Here is a 20,536-nt window from a genome sequence, read left to right as displayed (position 1 = left end):
AGTTGGATAGTGGTTAACGTATAATAGTTTACACGTTTAATTTGTAGGGTTTTTGATTGGCGTGAGGTTTCTTGTGTCTACGCACAAAAATATCTACCAATCGTCTGTTTTAAATCGTTCCTATAGAGCGTGGTGGTTACTGCTAGCTTGATGCCTAATTTAGCGATATTCTTACCGCGTTTTATTTGGAATAGATAAGGTAAAAAATGGAATTAGCTGCATTTTTAGAACTCGTAAAAACTAGCCCAGACAAAGTGACGTTTGCGCAGACCATTTCGGTTATAGAAAGCCACTACGAGTTTAGCGAAACCGCTTTCCGCAACGGTGACTGCGAGAATGGCGCGGGGCAAAACAATGGCTCGTGCAAAATCTTTGCTTTTGCTCAACTCAATCAATTGGATGAACAAGCAACGTTATCACTGTTTGGAGACTACTATCGAGTTGATGTATTGGGAAATCCAGAAGGTGAAGATCACCAAAATATTCGTAACTTTATTCAACACGGCTGGTCAGGCATTTCTTTTCAGGGCAGTGCGTTAGCTCGCAAATAGTGTTAAGTATTTCAAATGAAAAGGCTGGTATAACCCAGCCTTTTGTTTGCTAGTTTTATAGACTTGATTCAGGGGTTTTAGCTTTCCGATGGGCCAGAGAATCCATAATCTTTCTTCTTTCCTTATCACTAAGGTGTTTCCAATTACGGATTTCATCCATTGTTCTAAAGCATCCCGGGCAACTCCCATCTACGTTCTTACAAGCTGATATACACGGACTGATCACACTACTTCTCTCTTATGGTTTTTGGCGCCGACCTTAACGACAGGAAAAGCAAAACGCAAGTCACTTGGTGGCCTACTTTGTAACTATCTTTGGACGCTAACTTAAACTATTCTCAATAGCATTAGAAAATCAGCCGTGAATGACTTATGAATTATCTCGCGCACTTGCATATTGCGGACAGAAGTAACTCAGATTTATGTGGCAATTTGCTAGGTGATTTTGTCAGAGGTAAGCCGGATGGGAAGTTCGAGCTTGACGTTGTTCGCGGTATCTATCTACATCGATTTGTTGATGGTTATACCGATCAACATCAACAAGTACTTTCACTCAAATCCGTTTTTCCCAAGCCGTTACGTCGGTTTGCACCTATTGCCCTCGACGTGTTTTGGGACCATGTGTTAGCCAGTCGATGGGACCAATTCGACGAAAGAGCCTTAGAACAGTTTAACCAACATGCTCTGACAACGTGTATTCAAAACGCAACAAATCAAATGCCATCTCGGTTTCATCATGTATTGGAGGCCATGGTGACAGGTAATTGGCTGGCCTCTTATATCCAGCTAGACAACTGCTTTTATGCGATAGAACGAATCGCCCAGAGAAGCGCTAAATTGAATCCACTCGCTGAATGCGTCACACACATTGACAACGAATACCAAGCGTTATCTGAGTGTTTTGCTGATCTTTATAAAGACGTTTTACTCAATAGCAAAATTAAACAAAATGAGTTGTTAAGTCACTGTTTTACAGACTAGCGCAACCTTCCTACCTCAAAATCTCATTGTGAAGTAACGAACTTAGAATTTTTGTTCGGGCAGCGCTGTAACCTTCAAATATTAATTGAGAAATTTGACAAATGTTCAAATGTCTCTCCTATTTGGAAAAAGTTAGGATGTGAAAATAACATTAGACTAAAGTCTAGTGTGTGAAATGGCCCATATTTAATAATACATTTATAAATAAATTGCCTATGCGTATGATATTTATTTAGATAATTAAAAATTCACAAAATATAAAATCAGACAGATATATTGATAATAAGATAACTGGAATTTCTTATTTGACTAAAGAACTAATCTTTGATGCCAATGAAACTTTAGCTTAATTAATTCTTCATGTGAGGTCACTGAGTAGAAAATTAATGTAACACTCAAATCACTCATTAACATTCACAAATCTCTTTATAAACATTTGCTTACCAAATGTAGGTGATTAAAAGGTTACTATAAGTGGCTGTTCTTCCGTGTGCGTACAAAGCGATAACATAGAATTAACATTACAACTTTGGTGTGAGCAATATCAAATATGCTTGTTTTGTTCCAAAAATAATTTGAATTGTAACAAAAGCCGATTAGTTTTTATTTACAGAAAGAGTCGAAATATATCGACCATGTTTTTTTAAATCTTTCCATCGGGAAAGAATATTTTTGCTGTCATGAACGGAGTCATAAATGAAAAAGGTCGCTTTGATCACTGGATCAAAAGGCGGAATAGGTTCTGCTATTTCCTCTCAGCTAGTTAACGATGGTTACCGAGTAATTGCTACATATTTTACCGGCAACCATGATTGTGCAAAAAACTGGTTTGACGAAAAAGGGTTTACCGAAGATCAAGTTCGATTATTTGAACTAGATGTAACGAATACCCAGGAGTGCGCAGACAAACTTGCCGCGCTTCTCCAAGAAGAAGGTACTGTTGACGTTATTATCAATAACGCCGGCATCACACGTGATGGTGTGTTCAAGAAGATGGTACCCGATGCATGGAAAGAGGTCATTGATACCAACCTAAACAGCATGTTCAACGTTACGCAACCTTTGTTCGCAGCAATGTGTGAAAAGGGAAATGGTCGCGTGGTGAACATCTCTTCAGTTAACGGTCTTAAAGGTCAGTTCGGCCAGACCAATTATGCTGCAGCAAAAGCAGGCATGATTGGTTTTTCTAAAGCATTGGCGTTTGAAGGTGCGAAATCTGGTGTGACGGTCAACGTTGTTGCTCCGGGGTACACGCTAACACCTATGGTCGAAGAAATGCGACCTGAAGTCCTAGATTCCATTAAAGAAACCATTCCAATGAAACGCCTTGCTCAACCAGAAGAAATTGCTAAAGCGGTCTCTTACTTGGTTAGCGATGCTGGAGCCTATGTCACAGGAGAAACTCTCTCTGTGAACGGCGGCTTGTACATGAACTAAGGAGTGAGTGATGGAAAAAGTTTATCTAGTTGCTGCTAAACGTACACCTATTGGTTCATTTGGTGGCTCTCTAAAAAATTCAAAGGCTGGTGAACTTGGCGCAGTTGCGATCAAAGCGGCGTTGGAACAGTCTGGTCTATCGCCTGAGAATGTTGACGAAGTGATCGTTGGCAATGTTATTTCATCTGGACAAGGAATGAACGTTGGCAGACAAGCCGCTATCTTTGCTGGTGTGCCAGAGCATGTACCGGCTTACACCGTGAACATGGTTTGCGGTAGCGGAATGAAAACGGTCATGGATGCGGTGAGTCATATTCGTGCTGGCGATGCTGGCGTTGTTGTGGCGGCAGGCGTTGAAGTAATGTCGCAAATTCCATTTGTGGTTCCAGCTTCAATTCGTGATGGCAACAAAATGGGCAACATGACACTCACCGATTTGATGATTAACGACGGCTTAACCGATGTCTTTAATGCGTATCACATGGGTGTTACGGCTGAAAATGTCGCAAAAGATGTGGGCATTGATAGAGCGGCGCAAGATGAATATGCACTCTCAAGCCAACAAAAAGCAGTTGCTGCGATAGAAGCCGGACGATTCAAAGATGAAATCGCGCCGGTACAAGTTAAGCAACGCCGTGAAACGGTGACATTCGACACTGATGAGTACCCTAAAGCGAATGCGACTTTAGAAGGTTTGCAAAAACTACGCACTGCATTTGATAAAGAAGGTTCAGTAACGGCTGGTAATGCTTCTGGAATCAATGATGGTGCTAGCGCGGTGATAGTTGCTAGCGAAGCGGCGGTTAAGCAATTTGGTTTAACACCATTGGTTGAAATTGTGGGTTACGCCCAGTCTGGTTTGGATCCCAAGCTTATGGGTCTTGGTCCTGTAAATGCCGTAACTCAAGCTCTGACAAAAGCCCAGATTACAGAATCTGATATCGATGTTTACGAGCTAAATGAAGCATTTGCCGCTCAAGCACTAGGTGTGATTCACCGTTTGGCGGAGCAACATCAAACCAGTCCAGATGCGATAAAAGCACGAGCCAACTTTAATGGTGGCGCAATTGCGCTAGGTCATCCGCTTGGAGCATCAGGAAACCGAATTTTGGTCACACTCGTTCACGAGTTGATGCGCCAAGGTAAAGAATATGGAGCAGCCTCCCTATGCGTGGGTGGTGGTATGGGTACTGCTGTCATTGTTAAGTCTGTCAACTAATTGAATTTTAAACGCTATTTAGGAGCATGAATCATGTACACGGATTTCTTCAAAACTTTTAACGACCAAACTGAAAAAACTCTAGAACCATATGTGAAGTTCAACAAGCTAGTTGCGAAAAACGTTGAAACGTTAACCGAGCTTCAGTTGAGTGCAGTGCGTACATACAGTGATATGGGTTTGGCTCAAATCAAAGCTGCAACTGATGTTCGCGACCCTAGCTCACTCACTTCTTTTAGCTCTCAACAAATGACTGTGATCTCTAAACTCGCTCAACAGATGATGGATGACAGCAACAAGCTACAATCTATAGCGAAAGAGTTTAAAGACGATTTTGAGAAGCTAGCTTCGGAAAACGTAAAAGCAGTGACACCTGCATAAAAAGTCCTACCTTATTAGCCGCTCACTTTGGGCGGCTTTTCCGAATTTAGGAGTGAAGAATTATGTTTCAGCACTTGTTTTCGGACTACCTTGTTAATCTCCAAGAAACCAATCACAAGTGGTGGGAAGAACTGGAAAAAAACAGGGCTGTCATGAACTCACCACTCAATAAAGCCATGCAAGAAGTCAATTTTGAAGACTCGGCAAAGTTGCTTGAGAGTGCGAGTAAACAACCTGCCTCTATGTTGAAAATGCAAAGCCAATGGTGGCAGCAACAACTTAACATTTGGCAAAATACTGTTTTAGCTGGCAACAAAGAATGTCTTGTAAAAGCTGAAAAAGGTGACAAACGTTTTTCTGATGATTCATGGAAAGAAGAAGCCTTTTATAGCTTTATAAAACAATCCTATTTGTTGTTTTGTCAGACCTATCTGCAAACAATCGACAACGCCGAAGGCTTAGACGAAAAGTCGAGAGAGCGTTTGTCGTTCTTTTCACGTCAGGCTTTAAATGCGGTATCGCCAAGTAATTTTATTAGTACTAATCCAGAGTTGCTTAAGCTAACGATCGAACAAAATGGTGAAAACCTACTTGCCGGTCTCGAGCAATTACGAGAAGACGTTGAGAGCAGCGCCGACATACTCAAGATTCGCATGACCAATAACAATGCGTTTCGTTTAGGTGATGATGTAGCCAATACGGTTGGTGACGTGGTCTACAAGAATGAATTGTTTGAGTTGATTCAATACAAGCCACTCACTGAAAAAGTGAACGCAACACCATTGCTGATTGTTCCGCCATTTATCAACAAATACTACATCTTAGACCTTCGTGAGAAAAACTCGATGGTTCGTTGGTTGATAGAGCAAGGTCATACCGTGTTTATGATGTCTTGGCGCAATCCAGGTGTAGAACAGCGAAATGTAGAGTTCGGTGATTATGTTACTGATGGCGTTGCAAAGGCAGTGACTGCTATTGAAGATATCACGGGTCAAGAGCAGATCAATGCTGCAGGTTACTGTATTGGCGGTACTGTACTGGCGGCAACCGTTGCATACTATGCTGCGAAACGCATGAAAAAACGCATCAAGAGCGCTTCATTCTTTACGACCTTGCTTGATTTTGAACAGCCGGGTGAAGTTGGCGCCTACATTAATGAAACCATCGTTAATGCCATTGTCGCGCAAAATGAAGCTCGCGGGTATATGGATGGTCGCTCGTTGAGTGTGACATTTAGCTTGTTGCGCGAAAATAGTCTGTACTGGAACTACTACGTCGACAATTATCTCAAAGGTCATAGTCCAGTAGATTTTGATTTGCTGTATTGGAACAGTGATAGCACCAATGTCTCGGCGGCAACCCATAACTTTATGCTGCAAGAACTGTATCTACAAAACAAGTTGGTTCAGGATAAAGGGGTCAAGATTGGTGGTGTTTGGATTGATTTAAACAAAATCAAAATACCGAGCTACTTTATCTCCACCAAAGAAGACCACATTGCATTGTGGCAAGGGACCTATCGCGGTGCATTGAACACGGGCGGTAACAAGACCTTCGTACTCGGTGAATCTGGCCATATTGCAGGTATTGTTAATCACCCAGCAAAAGGCAAGTACGGTTTTTGGACCAACGACAATTTGGACGACAGTGCAGATGAATGGTTGGGCAATGCAGAACACCATGAAGGGTCTTGGTGGACGCATTGGAATGAGTGGTTACTTGGCTTTAACCCTAAAGACCAAGTAGAGCCTTATTCTCAAGGTAATGAATCTCACCCAATCCTTGGCCCAGCGCCAGGTGATTATGTGAAACAAGTGTTACCGATAGAAGCCGTACCGCAACAGAAACCCGAGCCGGAAGAAGCTACGGCTTAGTTCGGTATTCTCTGGTTAAATAGACCATTCAATAAAGTCAGGCAAAGCCTGACTTTATTTTTGTGTTCTAAACCCGCTGAATATTAACTTCTACCCAGCACTCGAGCTAGACAACTAGTTGGGTTTTGCGGCCAACATTTCTTGCAAGCCACCAGCGTTGTGCACCTGACTAAACCCGTTTTCTAACAACCACGCTTGCGCTCTACCTGAACGAGCTCCAGATCGACAATAGACAACGATAGGTTGAGCTCTGTCTAGCGCATCACTAAGCTGAGCAATGTCTTGAACCGGTAAGTTAATTGCACCGTCGAGGTGTTTTTCTGAAAATTCTTGGAAAGTACGAACATCAACCAATACCGCCCCGTTTTCAACCCATTGCCAACCAATATCTGCACGGTCATTCGCCAGCGCCAAACGTGGAAGGAAGAGAATGAACGCAATTAGAGCAATCTCGATTGATAACCTGATGTTAGCTGGACTGAAGAATGCTTGTTTCAATTTGATTTCCTTTACAATGAAAGCCTTTTAAAATTATAGTCGCGTGGCGACCACAAATGACTAGGTCAACACGCCCCATAAGACATCACCAAATTTTTCATGAAATCACTTTTGCTATTTTTTCGACCGCTGACTGCGTTTTGGAAATGAGGTCCGTAGCAGTTTTGAAGCCTTTTGCTAGTTGACTGACATCGGCGCTCGCGGCATCAGTTGCATCTACTAGATCTTGCAATGCAGAGAGTGCTTCTTTTAATTGTGGAGTTCCCTCCTGTAAAGAGGCCAATGCCAATTGCTGTGCTTGGTCGTCCAATACGTCTCGTTGCTCCGCAAGTTGGTCGGCGATATCGTCATCTAAACAGACTTGGATCAAGTCATTTAGCTTGCGAATAGCAGCATCAAGTTCAACCAGTTGTGTCATCGCACATAATCCTTTTTTAATTGGAAACGAAGCTACTCAGATGTCGTTAAGCTTTGACGAAGAGACTTAGATTTCTCTACAGCTTCTCTTACCAGCGAAAGTTGTTGCTTTAACGAATGACTACTAAGTGCATTTTGTGAAGCTAAGTTAGTTAATTCTTGGTGGGCCTTGCGAATATTGTCGATGGCTTCTGAAGATGCTTTTATTGACTCATCGACGTTTAGCATCGCAGTGTAGACGTGATAAATTTTGTTTAAAGATTTACGTCTTTGATGATAATTCATCTTCTCAGAGCGTTTATTAAAATCTCTAATCAGCCCCGTCATTTCGGTGTGCTTGATTGTTTTTAGGCGTTTTGCAATCACACCTTGATTAAACTCATCCACAATCACATTTGATATTTCCTGTATGTGTGAGTTGGACTGAATCACGATATGTTTCAATGCTTTTTGCCGTTTGTATTCAGTAACACTATTTCCAATGGCTGCGAAGGTTTGGGCAATAGAAGCATTGGTTGCTTCACTTACTAAAACGTCATCTGTTTTCTTTAATGATTTATAGGATTGGTTTGCACCCTGCAGACCATCAAATAGCGCAATTGAAGCCGCATCAAGATCATATGCATTGCCGGCAGTCGCCAGTTTTCCAAGTGCATCTCCATATTGAGCAAGCGCTTGATTGGCTCTAAAAAGGGCAAGGTCTTTTTCTGAATCAGTTTTGAGTATTTTTTCTTGAATAGCGTCAAAGTTAGAAGTAGTGACTAGCTGATGCCGCTGCGCAAGCTTGACCAGTTCATTATCCACAGATGCTGAATTGAATTCTTGTATAACAGATTCCACTTCCACCGTCGCTTGCTTTGCTGCTTCTGAAAACGCTGAGACATCGTGCGGCGGTACGCTGGAACAGCCGGCCATCATGATAGAAAGTAGAATGAAAGAAAATGTACTTTTCACAGCGAACCTTTTTGATAGATTTACATATTGTTCCAGATTACAAAATAGATAAATCGTCTTGCAAAGCTTAACCACGCTAAACGCGACTAAGGTATTGTTTTTCCTAATTACTAGTCTATTTTTGGCAGTAAAGTAAGGGAACTGTATTTAGTTACTGGTTGAGCTCGTCAGTGCCAAACGAGCTGCCAAGAACAAAAAAACGCCACCGAGAAGCCCATCGACATGCTTGTTTTCAGTTAATGCGTTGCCCATTTTCGAGCCTAATAAAGCGAAGAAAAATGCGAGCCCGACGTTGATCAGTAGCGCGATTATGGTTAGTACGCTACCTAATACCAAAATTTGGTTGGTGTAAGGTAGGTGGTTTACCGTGAACTGTGGCAAAAATAGGCTAAAAAACATGAGTGCTTTTGGGTTCGCTAGATTATTTAACAAACCTTTAAAAACTAATGACCGTCTGTCTAAAGTATTGCAAGCAGTGGTTCGATCATTGCTCAGTTTGTTTTGTTTAATGGCTTTTAGCCAATGCCTAACACAAGTAATCCCTAACCAAGACAAATAGGTGATACCTAACCATTTAACCAAGGTCGCAATTAGTGGGATGGTTTGCATGAGCATTCCAAGCCCAAATGCAACCAGAGCTGTTTGAACCAATGCAGCTAATGCAATGCCAAGCGAAATATAGATGCCGTGGCGAGCGCCTTTGGTTGATGAATAGGTTGAAATTAAAAGTAAGTCGGGACCAGGAGAAATAACTAAAATGATACAGGCAGGAACAAATAGGATTAGGGTTGACCAGTCAAGCATTTGAAAACCTTCGCGGAAAACAAAATTCTACTCTTTACTACTATTTGTTGGCAAGATGTAAATTATCTGTTTAGATGCACGTTATACTTACAATTTACTTGTCTTGCCATGTCTCTCGAAAGTCTATTCGCCTTGTTTGGCGCAATGTTTGTCATTGGATTGATTCCCGGTCCAGGTGTATTTGCATTAACTAGCACTACGTTAAGCCGAGGGGTTAAGCACGCACTATTGATGATAATCGGTCTTACTTTGGCTGATTATGTGTTTATCATTCTCGCTGTGTTGGGTTTGAGCGCGGTCGCGAGCGCAATGGGTGAAGCTTTTATTCTCGTAAAGTACTTGTGTGCCGCTTATCTGATCTGGATGGGATGGAAAATGTGGCGTTCAAATCCCTCACAAGTTGCAGAAGATGCCAGTGTTCAAAAGCGAGCAGCATTACTTGGAGGGTTTGTCATTACCATGAGCAACCCTAAAGCGATTCTGTTTTATGTTGCCTTGTTTCCTGCATTTGTAGATGTCACCACAATAACGGTTCTCGAAATAGGATTGGTTATGCTGACAGCGACACTAGCTTTTGGAACGGTAAATCTGTCTTACGTTTGGGTTGCTTCAAAAGCCCGAAATTACGTGATGTCAAACAATAAGATGGCACTGGTTAATCGAATCTCAGCAGGCATCATGGCTCTTACCGGAACGACGATAGCGTTGAGAGATTAAATGATAGTTAGAAAAGCGACATTGAGTGATTTAGATACGTTGGTTCACTTCACGGCTCAAGAAGCCATTGAAGCGGAAAGTTTGCAAAAGATACCAGAAACATTGGAAATCGGAATCAAAACAGCCCTTCTAGACTCGAGTATTGCGATGTATTGGGTGTTACAGGATTCATCTAACAATGTGATTGGCAGCGTTTCTTCACTGAAAGAATGGAGTGATTGGAATGCTGGCTATTATTGGTGGATACAAAGTATGTACATTGTCCCTGAACAAAGGGGAAAAGGACTTATGCATTTACTCCTTAACGCGGTTAAAAAGCAGATGGTAAATGATGGTGGATTAGAGCTTCGACTTTATGTCCACAAAGACAATACCGCCGCCCAAAAGGCGTATCAAAAGTTTGGTTTTAACCAGTCTGACTATTTGATCATGCGCGACAACTCCTAAGCGATTCACCAAATAAAAACTTCCTTTGCTAAATTTTTATCGGTGAACTTTGTCAGTCGTCAGAAGTCCTACAAATGAATCAATGAAAACGGACGGCTTATATGCTCTACCAAAACTGGAAACAACTGACTTTTTTTGTAATCGGTATGGCTGTTATTGCGGGTTGCAGTGACAGAGGGTTGTATGAATCGGGCAAGTCAATGCGGGTAAAAGAGTGTGAGAGCATAGTGGTAAACGAAGAAAGACAAGCCTGCTTCGCTGAAGCGGAGCAGACTTATCATGAATACAAAACCAAAACGTCAGATACTGAATACTAATTGACTTAGTAAAACTTAGTGTTGTTCGGTAATTTCAGTAATGATTTCAGCGAGTTTTTTTGGTTGAGTCAACATGGGTAAATGACCGGATTGAACAGAGAAAACATCTTTGACGTTCCATTGGTTGGCGATTTTTAGTTGGCTTGCCAACGACACAATTTTATCTTTGTTGGCGAAGACATAATATTTATCGATTGATTGAATCAATTCGTCATTAGTGCTGATTTTACCTTCGCCAATTAAAGCAGGCTCATCCAAACCATTTTCTTCCAACCATCGTCTTTGCTGCTTAACCGCGTCTTGAGCAAAGACATCAGCAAATTTATCGGTGTCGACAACTTCCATTCGGTATCCTTCTTTGTTGTAGTGAAGACCTGCTGACATGTAACTGTCTCCATCTTTTTTACTTAAAATCTCAAACGGTGTGGTGCCGTGATTTGGCGCCAACGCCGTTACGTAGGTGATCGATTCGGGTAAGTTAGCTTGGCAAAAATCAAGTGCTTGGTTGACGATTGCCCCTCCCTGACTGTGTGCAACAAAGTGGTAGGGCTGTTCAAGTTTTGCCGCATAATCACATAGTGCCTGACTACTCGAGTCCAAAGTAATGCTCTTCGCATCAACTGTCGAATCCCGACCGGGTAAATTAATGGCGCTCGAATCAACATGATCCGGTAAGTTTTTAATCACAGCAGCCCATGAACTAGCATCGAAATGTGCACCATGTACAAATATTACGTGGTGCTTTTGCTCAGCGTTGGCCGAGGTACTGAATGCAAATGAGGCAGAAATTAGTGCTAAAGAAAGGCTAAGTTTATTGGTGGTTTTCATCGTGTTCTCCTATTGAAGTTCACGATTAGTTTTTAATCCTATGGTTCGTCTGGCAAAGCAAAAGATTAAAATTATTATCAAATTTAGTCAGAAAGTTCTCAAATAAATTCAAATACCAACACAAATGTCGTAATTGGGTCGTTATAATCAAAATTACTCTTAAGCCGTGAGTGGTTTTAATGCACTTTAATTTCGGAAAATATCGTTTTGATAATCAGCAGCTCATCTTAACTTTTGACCAAGACCAGATAGAGATGCGCCATAAGCTTAAACAACTTTTGCAATTGTTTTTGCTCAGCGAAGGTAAACCTCTAACTAAAGCAACTATCCTGCAATCAATTTGGCCGCAAGGTGAATACCGGGAACGTTCACTTTCCCAAAGTATTTTAGAGTTGAGAAAGCTTCTCGGAGATTCCGCGCAAGACCCGAAATTCATTCGCACGATTCCAGGGGAAGGGTATCAATGGATCATTGAGACTGAAAAAGTAGACATTCCCGAATCCGTCACTTCAGGTTTTATTTCTAAGAGGCTAATGTGGATTGCAATGGTTTGTCTGTTTTCGTTGATAGCAGTTCTTTCCGCGACCTTGTATTCCAATAATGTAAAGCAACGTTTTTCCTTTGATGACAGCAAACCTTTGAAAATAGCCATCAGCCCTTTTGTGAATTTAACTGCCGACAAAGGTCTGCAGTGGATTGAATACGGCCTTAGTGACATGCTGGCCGTTGATTTAGGTCAGTTTAAGCAGATAAGCACCCACAAGTTACAATCTTTATCTGAAAAAGAGGAAGTGTTCGACCATGGAGCCGATGTTTTGATTTCGGTCTCTGTGGATTGGGATGGAGAAAAATACCAGTTGAGTGCTCAAATGCAAGCGAGTGATGGTACGTCCAGCATAGTCAAATATACCGTTCAAGATCTTGCGTATGAGATGCCTAACATCGCATCTTTTATCCATAGAAAGTTAAGACCAAATACACAGCAATATGACTTGGACTTATATGATTTAGAAGTCGCCGCTATGCACGAATATGCCAAAGGCAAACACGCAAAAATGGTACATGGTTGCACCTTGGCACAGCATTACTTCGCAGCCTCAATGGTACTCGACCAACGACACAAATGGAGTCAGTTTCAGTATGCCACTTGTCTTTTAGAACTTAACCAATTTGAGGAGGCTGAAAAGCAGCTGATTTCTTTGTCCACAGAAGAAGCCTTGAGTCTTCGTTTAGCTTCGCAACTAGCTCTTACTGAACTCTATCTGGTTCAAGGGGCTATGGTCGAAGCAAAAGCAGTTTATGTTGAGTTGCCCCATTCGAAAATCCAGAGTTTGAATAGAGAAATTAATTTCCGTTACAACCGATTAACGAAGCTCATAGAGGCGAATTAAACGATAAATACACCCTAGGTAGCCTTAGCGATTTCGGCTTCAAATCACGAAATTCCAGTTAAAACGACATTTGTTTCTGTCGCAAATACCTTATTCATCCCAAAGCATTTATCTAGCTGGATTTAGTTTAGGTCGTATAAAGACGCGAGTGAAATAGTGGCCTATTTTTAACGGCTAACGTCTTGAATCTGTTGTTGCAAAAGACACGATTCATAATTGGCGGTTCAAATGGGTTGTGATGCCCCCAAACTCAATGGTCTAGGTAATTACATGGATTGTAATTTCAAAAATAACACGATGATTGTTAGTTTCGATCAGACAACGGCTAGTGATGACGAACAGTTAACAGCTGAATCTAACGTCGGTTTGGTGCAGCTGCTGCATTTATCTCTCGGTGGTATGTTGAGTAAAGAGCACGTACATTATCATGATGTACTTGGCACTCACTCTGTCTACTATGGCGCTTCAATTCCGCATTTAGACACCTTAAACGAAGCTGGTGATTCAACAAATATTGTCAATGTAGAGTCAGTATGGTCTATGTTTCAGCAACACGTTTACAAACATGGTTACCCTTCAAAGCTGTTAATCATTGGAATCAACTCTGCAGCGATGTTTGCGAGACGGTTTGCCAATGTGGTGAGTAATCGCTGTCCGAGGAATAGTGTAGAAATATTTGAAATAGCGTTAGATTCAGTGGGTAACCAATTGCTTTCAGGGGCAAAAGACGGACGAATATCAGATGCGGCACTTCTTTTTCATCAAAGCAGCTCATTGCCTAGCAAAGTGAAAAAAGCACTACACCTGATAACGCTCAGCGATAAGGGAAAAGAATTCCAGCCAACGTTAGTTAGTAAAGATGAGCGCATCGAGGAATTGCTGTTCACGAGTCTGAGAACCGCTTCTGGTACCGCAATCATCCCAGTACGAGAGCAAATGGAATATATCTCGAAATGGATTAAAGGTCATATGGGCTTATCTATTTTAAATTTGCAGCAGTTGCTTGCGGAACCCTCTGTCAACGAGGATTCCCAACACCTACCAACTATCACTCAAATGTCTGCCAGCGACCTGATTCAATGAAGACAAACTAAAAGCTAACTTTGAGTTATCTCACAAATGCATATCGTTGTGCTTTTCATCAATAAATGTGGTGTTAATATATCTTCAAAATAATGAAGATTAAAATAAAGCACTCAAGCAATGGATTTTATAAGCCGAGAAGGCTCCGCTGTCATTAACGTCGCTCGCTATTTATTGACGACCAAGGTTGGAGATAGAAGCAAAACCATAGATACACTCTCGAAGGAAATAGGTGTATCGATTGGATTTGTGCAAAAAGCAATGGCGACGCTAGAAGAACAATCTGCAGTACGGCTTTCTCGACAGGGGAGAAATGGCACGTTTATCGAGTTTTTGGATGAACCAAAACTGGTCAAGCTTGCCGGTATCGCGCACATGGTGGTAGCGATGCCATTGCCCTATATCAAGCATTACGAAGGCCTCGCGAGTGGAATCAAAAACCAACTGGCTGAGTTTCCTGTCTTCTTTGCCCACATGCGTGGTGCGAATGTCAGAGCCGAGTGTCTTAGTTCAGGGACTTATGATGTGGCGATAATGTCTAAATTAGCCGCGTCGCAAGTTGGCGACGGACTAGTAGAAGCCATCGGCTTAGGTGCGGGTTCTTATTCGGCACCACATGAACTCATTTATCGTGAAGGTGAATACGAGACCATTAAGCGAATTGGTGTAGACAGAACTTCTCCCGATCAGCGGGTTTTAACTGAACTGCTTTGCAAAGACTGGGATGTGGATCTGGTGGACATTCGCTATAACGAAGCGATTGAGCTTTTAGAATCCAGAGCGATAGATGCGACGGTGTGGCTTCCTGAAGCCGCCGATATGGATAAACATGGTTTTGCCACCATTTCACTAGAAAGATTTGAGCAATGTGCGGCAGCATCTGAAGCTGTATTGCTGGTAAACAAAGACCGCCAACACATAAAAAATGTCTTAATTAAGGCCATTAACATTGATGGCGTGAGAACACACCAGCAACAAGTTGTAAACGGAGAGATTCTACCGAGTTACTGAGTTCAGTTCAGGTAGACCCAAATGGGGGACCAATGGAAGAAAGATTATCAATGCTAAAAAGCGCTGGTGTGATCAGTGAACGAAGCTATCTTGCTTCACTTAAAGCATTAACGATTTTGCGTAAACGTTTTAATGTAAATGATGACAACGAACAGTTTCAAATGCTTGTCACCCATCTTGCTAGAGCGGCCGATCGCGTTCACAACAATGAGCAGGTTGAACAAGGGTTAGACCAAGAAATTTGGCAAGAAATTGTAGAAGATGACATTTACCCAGAACTACAGAAACTCAATCAAACGGTATTAGCGTGTTTTGATGTCACTGAAATCAGCGCGGAAGAAAATAGCTTTTTGATGAGTAACTTATTCTCGATTTACTACGCCACGCTTGAAGAAGCGTAGGAGCAACTACTATGAGCCATATTGATCCATCTGGTTACACCTACTGCCACGAGCATTTGCACATCGATTTGTCACCCCAAAAAGGAAACATCGATTGTAAACTTGACCAATTTGAGTTGGTTCAGCAAGAAATGCGTGAACTAAAAGAATTGGGAGTCGCAAACATTATTGAAGTGACCAATTCTTTTATGGGTCGAAATCCTCAATATATTGAAGAAATAATTCAAACCACGGGTATGAATGTTTTGATGTCGACCGGCCATTACATCGAAGGGTTCTTCCCGCCTGAAGTTGAAACTGAGAACGCACAACAACTAGCCAATCGAATGATTCAAGAGATCGAGGTTGGTTTTGAGGGAACAAATTTAAAAGCGTCTTTGATTGGCGAAATTGGCAGTAGTGAAGGCAAATTTACCGATCTAGAGAAAAAGGTGTTTGAAGCGGGCGTTATTGCTCATTTTGAAACAGGGCGTCCGATCTCAACGCACCAGTCTATGAGTACCATGGGTCGACAACAGGTCGAGTTTTTCAAAAAGTTCAATGTCAACTTAGAAAACGTCACCATAGGCCATTGCGACTTAAAAGATAATGTTGATGAAGTGATTTGGCTCGCCGATCAAGGTTGCTACGTTCAGTTCGACACCATAGGCAAACACAGTTATTTCCCAGACAGCAAACGAATCGACATGTTACTCGCACTTAAAGAACGAGGCTTGTTAGATCGCGTGATGCTGTCAATGGATATTACTCGCCGCTCACACCTCAAAGCGAACGGCGGCTTAGGTTTCAGTTTTCTTGTTACTGATTTCTTACCTCAGTTAAGAGCGGTAGGTTTTAGCGAGCAAGAAATAGACACCATGATGACACATAACCCCTACACATTATTTAAATAGGCATATTATGAAAAAAATAGCGATAGCTGGCCTACAGCGCGAACAAATCAAGGAGCAAATTGAAAACACCGCTCCTGGTGCGTTTGAAATTCACATCCTCAATGACATGGACGCGGCCATGAAGGTTAAATCAGGGGAGCTTGATTACTACATCGGTTGCTGTAACACCGGTGCTGGTGCCGCTCTGTCTATGGCCATTGCCATCATTGGCTTTGACAAAAGCTGTACCATCGCCAAACCATCAATCCGAGCAAAAGAAGATGAAGTGAAAGGCTTTATTGACGAAGGACGTGTGGCATTTGGTTTGTCCGTTGAACACGTTGAACACGCAGTTCCAATGCTTGCTCAATCGCTTGCAGAAGCAGTAGCAAGTTAATTGTTGAGGTAACGAATTATGGATTTTATGAACTTAGGTCTCGTTGCACTCTTGTGTGCAATGACAGCACTAATTGCCAATATGAGTGCGGCGGTATTCCACGACGGTATTCGCCCCATTTTGCCTCAGTTATTTGAAGGTAATATGACTCGACGAGACGCAGGATCAGTTGCATTCGGCTTGTCTATCGGCTTTGTAGCGTCAGTGGGTATTTCTTTCACACTTTCTACTGGGTTACTTAACCCTTGGCTACTTTTCTTGCCAACTGACATCTTAGGCGTACTTATTGGAAGTCGCATTCTTGCTGCACTTGCTGGCGCGGTATGGGGTATCCTAGTTGTCACGTCGCTAACCGCAGTCAACACGGTACTTACTGGTCTACCTATTGACGCATTAGGTGCTTTAGGTGAGCTAGGCACGCCAGTTATGTCTGCCTTTGCGTTGTTCCCACTATTGGCAATCTTGTACCAGTTCGGTTGGAAAGCGGGTGCAGTTGCCGCAGTCGTTGTACTTCTTTCACGTCTGCTAACCATCAAATTTACCGGCATCTACCCAGAATCTATTCAGATTTTTGTTGGTATGGTAATGCTGATTGCCATCGCCATTCGCAAAGACTTGTCAGACCGCGCCGCAGGTATTTCACCGCCAGATATGTCGGGTATGCACAGTATTTTTGACGAGCGCACTAAGCGTATTGTTAAGCACTTGCCGTTCTTAGCGGTAACGGGCGCATTAATCGCTGCAGTATCTAACGCTGGTATCTTTGCAGGCTCAGAAGTCTCTATTTATGCATTAGCTGATGCCTATGAGTTGACGGATGAAGCGGCTAAAGACTCTGCGCTTCAGCAGGTTGCGCTTAGTGAGTTTATGCGCGGCTTAGGTTTTGTTCCACTCATCGCTACTACCGCTCTAGCAACAGGTGTGTATGGCGTTGTCGGTATGACCTTTGTTTTCGTCGTCGGGTACTTAGCTCCAAATGTACCTGTCGCGGCAATATTGGGTGCTATTACTATTGTGGTTGAAGTCTTCTTACTACGTAGTGTTGGCCGCGTGCTAGAAAACTTCCCATCAATCCGCAATGCGTCAGACAATATTCGTAACTCAATGAATACATTGATGGAATTTGCACTACTCATCGGTGGTGTACTAGCAGTAATGAAAATGGGTTCCACAACCGGATTCACAGTATTCGCAATGTTGTACTTCTTGAATGAAGTTATGGGCCGTCCGGTTCTTAAGATTGCGGCACCAGCAGTTGCTGCGATTCTGACAGGTGTCATCCTGAATATCTTGTACGTACTGAACTTGTTCAGCATGTAATTTTAAAAGGTGTCGACCACCCCCTAGATTCACCGGTCGACACCGCTTTTTTGGAAGTCGTTATGTTTTTGAACGCATTACTCGAGCACAACTCAGCACTGGTCAATGCTGCATTTCAACTACATCAGACCGGTCAGTTGCTCCCTGATACTTATATTGTCGACCTCGACGCGTTTGATGAAAACGCACAACAATTAAAACAAGCTGCCGTTGAGTCTGACATCAAGCTTTATGCGATGACCAAGCAATTTGGACGCAATCCATTCTTGGCTAGACGCTTATTAGAAAAACACGATTTTGATGGCATTGTTTGCGTAGATTTTAAGGAAGCAAGGCTATTCCACCAGCACGGGATTCCTATTGCTCATATCGGTCACTTAGTTCAACCACCTCAAGCCATGATTCGCGAAGTGGTTGAAGAAATTCAGCCAGAAGTGATAACCGTAACCAGCATTAAGACTGCCAAAGAGATTGGTGAGGCCGCAACGCGTTTTGGTCGCACCCAAGCGGTTTTACTGAAATTCTATCGCGATGATGACATGTTGTATGTCAATCAAGAATCCGGATTCCCGCTCAATGATTTGGTTTCAGTTGTGACGGAAATTGAGCAAATTTCCGGTTTGACCATTGCAGGCGTCACGCACTTTCCTTGTTTCTTGATTGCTGGTGAAGAAGCCAAAACAACACCCAACGCCGAGACGCTTAAACTGGCGGTAAATGGACTAAAAGCAATGGGCTACAAGCCTTGGCATATTAACGTACCTTCACTTAACTGCGTGAAAACCATTCCACATATTGCTGACTTGGGTGGAACGCATGCCGAGCCGGGACATGCTCTAACAGGTACCACGCCATACAACGCGTTGATGGAAGCACAGCCGGAGAAAATTGCCTTAATTTATCTTTCGGAAGTGTCACACCAGTTTGAGCAACATTGTTATTGCTTTGGTGGAGGTTATTACCGAAGAGGTAACTTATCCCACGCTTTGGTTCAAACTCATGCTTTGGAACGCACACAAGAACAGGTCGCTGTGTTTAATGACGACCCTAGCTCTATTGACTACCACTTGCGTCTTGAGAAAAAACTGCCTGTTGGTTCACCGGTTATCATGGCATGTCGAACACAAGTTTTTGTGACTCGCAGTGATTTAGCCATTGTCGAAGGGATTCAAAGCGGCAAACCTGAATTAATTGGTCTTTATGATGCAGTTGGAACACAACTTAGTATGAGGTCGTGACATGGCGAGATTTATTGTTGTGGTGCTTGATGGCTTTGGTATTGGTGAAATGCCTGATGTACCAAGCGTTAGGCCTCAAGATATTGGTTCGCATACTGCAGCCAAATTACTTAATCATTTTCCCCTTAAATCTTTACCCGTTCTAGAAAAGCTTGGCCTGATTAATCTAGTTAGCAATACTCAGTCGGTAATGGTCAAAAATGACAACGCGAATACGGGTGTTGCTGAGCTAGCACATGAAGGTGGCGATACCTTTATGGGCCATCAGGAAATCATGGGTACTCGTCCGGAGAGCCCGTTAGTTAAGCCTTTTCAAGAATCAATTGACGATATTGAGACCGCGCTAAAAGAGAACCATATTGTGGTGCGCCGCCACACAGTACAAGGGCTGTCAGTGCTGGTGGTCGAAGAGTCTTTAGTAATAGGTGACAACTTAGAGGCGGACCTTGGGCAGGTTTACAACATGTGTGCGAATTTTGAGGCGATCGCCTTTGAACATGTGAAAACCATCGCCGATATTGTCCGTTCGGCGAATCCTGTCGGTCGAAACATCGCATTTGGCGGTCATATCGGGACGACAGAGCGAATTCTTTCGGCTCTTGAAGTCAAACCTGATCAATCGGGCAAACCAGCATACATAGGAACTAATACACCCGATACGGGGGTGTATGAAAACGGTTTTCAGGTAGTGCACTTAGGTTATGGCGTAAATCACCTGACCCAAATTCCGCATCTGCTAAACCAAGTTGATGTAAAAACCTATCTGTATGGAAAAGTGGCGGATATTGTTCGCAATGACGAAGGTGTGTCGTACAAATCATTGGTCGATACCGATACCTTATTTTCTCTGCTTCACAAAGACTTATCAGAACAAAAACATGGGTTCTTTTGCCTGAATGTTCAGGAAACCGATTTGTCTGGTCATCAGCAAGATCCCAAACGTTATTGGAACGTTTTAGAGCGTTCCGATTTGGGGCTAGGTCAAGTGGTGGAAATGCTTGAAGAAAATGATGTGCTGTTGGTCATGGCCGATCACGGTAACGATCCGTTTATTGGGCATACCAAACATACCAGAGAGCAAGTGCCATTAATGGTATTCAAACATGGATTAAATGGTGTTGAGATTGGCAGACGTGAAACTATGTCGGACGTCGGCGCCACGGTTGCCGACTTCTTCAATTCGGCCAAGCCAGAAAATGGCACATCTTTTTTGGATAAGCTCAGCTAACAAGATATATGCCCAAGTAACTTCAAGATGCAGAATTCAGAGCTACATATTCTGGTTCAGTTCAAGGAAGAGAACGCAGGGGAATGACGAGTCCTTTCCAAGTTCTTTGACGACGAAATGAGACAGAATATGAGCTCCCAAGGGCGAGTTTAACTAGGCTTCATACTGCG

Annotated in this window: 24 protein-coding genes; 18 read left to right on the top strand and 6 right to left on the bottom strand. The window is 42.7% G+C overall.

All coding sequences use genetic code 11. From position 1 onward, the window contains the following. Window positions 1–206: 206 nt before the first annotated feature. Window positions 207–551, top strand: coding sequence for a HopJ type III effector protein (locus ACXAFJ_RS13675; protein WP_475324174.1), 345 nt, complete (start codon window positions 207–209; stop codon window positions 549–551). A gap of 55 nt (window positions 552–606) precedes the next feature. On the opposite strand, the gene ACXAFJ_RS13670 is transcribed toward ACXAFJ_RS13675, so the two are convergent. Beyond that, window positions 607–777, bottom strand: coding sequence for a DUF1289 domain-containing protein (locus ACXAFJ_RS13670; protein WP_475324173.1), 171 nt, complete (start codon window positions 775–777; stop codon window positions 607–609). 146 nt (window positions 778–923) lie between these two features. On the opposite strand from ACXAFJ_RS13670, the gene ACXAFJ_RS13665 reads away from it, so the two are divergent. The 5 genes from ACXAFJ_RS13665 (at window position 924) to phaC (ending at window position 6,443) form a co-directional block, all read left to right on the top strand. Then, window positions 924–1,532, top strand: coding sequence for an acyl carrier protein phosphodiesterase (locus ACXAFJ_RS13665; RefSeq protein WP_475324171.1), 609 nt, complete (start codon window positions 924–926; stop codon window positions 1,530–1,532). Window positions 1,533–2,228: 696 nt separating this feature from the next. Then, on the top strand, window positions 2,229–2,969 hold the full coding sequence (locus ACXAFJ_RS13660; protein WP_475324170.1) for an SDR family oxidoreductase: 741 nt from the start codon (window positions 2,229–2,231) through the stop codon (window positions 2,967–2,969). Between the two features lie 10 nt (window positions 2,970–2,979). Further along, window positions 2,980–4,188: an acetyl-CoA C-acetyltransferase gene (locus ACXAFJ_RS13655; protein ID WP_475324169.1), complete on the top strand. Its 1,209-nt coding sequence runs from the start codon at window positions 2,980–2,982 to the stop codon at window positions 4,186–4,188. Window positions 4,189–4,221: 33 nt separating this feature from the next. Beyond that, window positions 4,222–4,569, top strand: coding sequence for a phasin family protein (locus ACXAFJ_RS13650; protein ID WP_475324167.1), 348 nt, complete (start codon window positions 4,222–4,224; stop codon window positions 4,567–4,569). A gap of 62 nt (window positions 4,570–4,631) precedes the next feature. Continuing rightward, window positions 4,632–6,443 (top strand): class I poly(R)-hydroxyalkanoic acid synthase, encoded by a 1,812-nt coding sequence (gene phaC / locus ACXAFJ_RS13645; RefSeq protein ID WP_475324166.1) that lies wholly within the window; start codon window positions 4,632–4,634, stop codon window positions 6,441–6,443. Between the two features lie 114 nt (window positions 6,444–6,557). Here phaC and ACXAFJ_RS13640 read toward each other — a convergent pair whose 3' ends face one another. From ACXAFJ_RS13640 to ACXAFJ_RS13625, 4 genes are all read right to left on the bottom strand, one after another. Continuing rightward, window positions 6,558–6,941, bottom strand: coding sequence for a rhodanese-like domain-containing protein (locus ACXAFJ_RS13640; protein ID WP_475324165.1), 384 nt, complete (start codon window positions 6,939–6,941; stop codon window positions 6,558–6,560). A gap of 97 nt (window positions 6,942–7,038) precedes the next feature. Then, window positions 7,039–7,359: a hypothetical protein gene (locus tag ACXAFJ_RS13635; protein WP_475324164.1), complete on the bottom strand. Its 321-nt coding sequence runs from the start codon at window positions 7,357–7,359 to the stop codon at window positions 7,039–7,041. A gap of 32 nt (window positions 7,360–7,391) precedes the next feature. Next, on the bottom strand, window positions 7,392–8,312 hold the full coding sequence (locus tag ACXAFJ_RS13630) for a hypothetical protein (protein ID WP_475324162.1): 921 nt from the start codon (window positions 8,310–8,312) through the stop codon (window positions 7,392–7,394). Between the two features lie 147 nt (window positions 8,313–8,459). After that, on the bottom strand, window positions 8,460–9,116 hold the full coding sequence (locus ACXAFJ_RS13625; protein ID WP_475324161.1) for a LysE family translocator: 657 nt from the start codon (window positions 9,114–9,116) through the stop codon (window positions 8,460–8,462). A gap of 108 nt (window positions 9,117–9,224) precedes the next feature. On the opposite strand from ACXAFJ_RS13625, the gene ACXAFJ_RS13620 reads away from it, so the two are divergent. From ACXAFJ_RS13620 to ACXAFJ_RS13610, 3 genes are all read left to right on the top strand, one after another. Beyond that, window positions 9,225–9,833, top strand: a complete 609-nt coding sequence (locus ACXAFJ_RS13620; protein ID WP_475324160.1) for a LysE family translocator — start codon at window positions 9,225–9,227, stop codon at window positions 9,831–9,833. Further along, entirely contained in the window at window positions 9,834–10,280 is a 447-nt protein-coding gene (locus ACXAFJ_RS13615) for a GNAT family N-acetyltransferase (RefSeq protein WP_475324158.1), read from the top strand. A 101-nt stretch (window positions 10,281–10,381) separates the two neighbouring features. After that, window positions 10,382–10,597 carry a hypothetical protein gene (locus ACXAFJ_RS13610; protein WP_475324157.1) on the top strand — a complete coding sequence of 72 codons (216 nt, stop codon included), beginning with the start codon at window positions 10,382–10,384 and terminating at the stop codon, window positions 10,595–10,597. A gap of 15 nt (window positions 10,598–10,612) precedes the next feature. Here the strand turns inward: ACXAFJ_RS13610 and ACXAFJ_RS13605 are convergent, their stop codons facing one another. Beyond that, entirely contained in the window at window positions 10,613–11,425 is an 813-nt protein-coding gene (locus ACXAFJ_RS13605; protein ID WP_475324155.1) for an alpha/beta fold hydrolase, read from the bottom strand. A 179-nt stretch (window positions 11,426–11,604) separates the two neighbouring features. Between ACXAFJ_RS13605 and ACXAFJ_RS13600 the strand changes: the two genes are divergently transcribed. The 9 genes from ACXAFJ_RS13600 (at window position 11,605) to ACXAFJ_RS13560 (ending at window position 20,366) form a co-directional block, all read left to right on the top strand. After that, window positions 11,605–12,816 (top strand): winged helix-turn-helix domain-containing protein, encoded by a 1,212-nt coding sequence (locus ACXAFJ_RS13600; protein ID WP_475324154.1) that lies wholly within the window; start codon window positions 11,605–11,607, stop codon window positions 12,814–12,816. A gap of 270 nt (window positions 12,817–13,086) precedes the next feature. Beyond that, the gene (locus tag ACXAFJ_RS13595; protein WP_475324152.1) at window positions 13,087–13,899 is read left to right on the top strand and encodes a hypothetical protein; all 813 of its coding nucleotides are present in this window, start codon (window positions 13,087–13,089) and stop codon (window positions 13,897–13,899) included. A 120-nt stretch (window positions 13,900–14,019) separates the two neighbouring features. Then, window positions 14,020–14,910: a GntR family transcriptional regulator YhfZ gene (gene yhfZ / locus ACXAFJ_RS13590; protein ID WP_475324151.1), complete on the top strand. Its 891-nt coding sequence runs from the start codon at window positions 14,020–14,022 to the stop codon at window positions 14,908–14,910. Between the two features lie 32 nt (window positions 14,911–14,942). After that, complete coding sequence (locus tag ACXAFJ_RS13585; protein WP_475324150.1) at window positions 14,943–15,311, top strand: PRD domain-containing protein; 369 nt, start codon at window positions 14,943–14,945, stop codon at window positions 15,309–15,311. Window positions 15,312–15,322: 11 nt separating this feature from the next. Further along, window positions 15,323–16,204, top strand: a complete 882-nt coding sequence (locus ACXAFJ_RS13580; protein WP_475324148.1) for a phosphotriesterase family protein — start codon at window positions 15,323–15,325, stop codon at window positions 16,202–16,204. 7 nt (window positions 16,205–16,211) lie between these two features. Then, window positions 16,212–16,580, top strand: a complete 369-nt coding sequence (locus ACXAFJ_RS13575; RefSeq protein ID WP_475324147.1) for a DUF2620 domain-containing protein — start codon at window positions 16,212–16,214, stop codon at window positions 16,578–16,580. An 18-nt stretch (window positions 16,581–16,598) separates the two neighbouring features. After that, the gene (locus tag ACXAFJ_RS13570) at window positions 16,599–17,900 is read left to right on the top strand and encodes a YhfT family protein (RefSeq protein ID WP_475324146.1); all 1,302 of its coding nucleotides are present in this window, start codon (window positions 16,599–16,601) and stop codon (window positions 17,898–17,900) included. Window positions 17,901–17,962: 62 nt separating this feature from the next. Beyond that, a complete protein-coding gene (locus ACXAFJ_RS13565) occupies window positions 17,963–19,138 on the top strand; it encodes an alanine racemase (protein ID WP_475324144.1) in 1,176 nt (391 codons plus the stop codon). A 1-nt stretch (window position 19,139) separates the two neighbouring features. After that, window positions 19,140–20,366: a phosphopentomutase gene (locus ACXAFJ_RS13560; RefSeq protein ID WP_475324143.1), complete on the top strand. Its 1,227-nt coding sequence runs from the start codon at window positions 19,140–19,142 to the stop codon at window positions 20,364–20,366. Window positions 20,367–20,536 lie beyond the last annotated feature (170 nt).

The organism is Vibrio sp. ABH4_348, from assembly GCF_056159765.1.
This window is presented reverse-complemented; position numbering and strand designations above follow the sequence as displayed.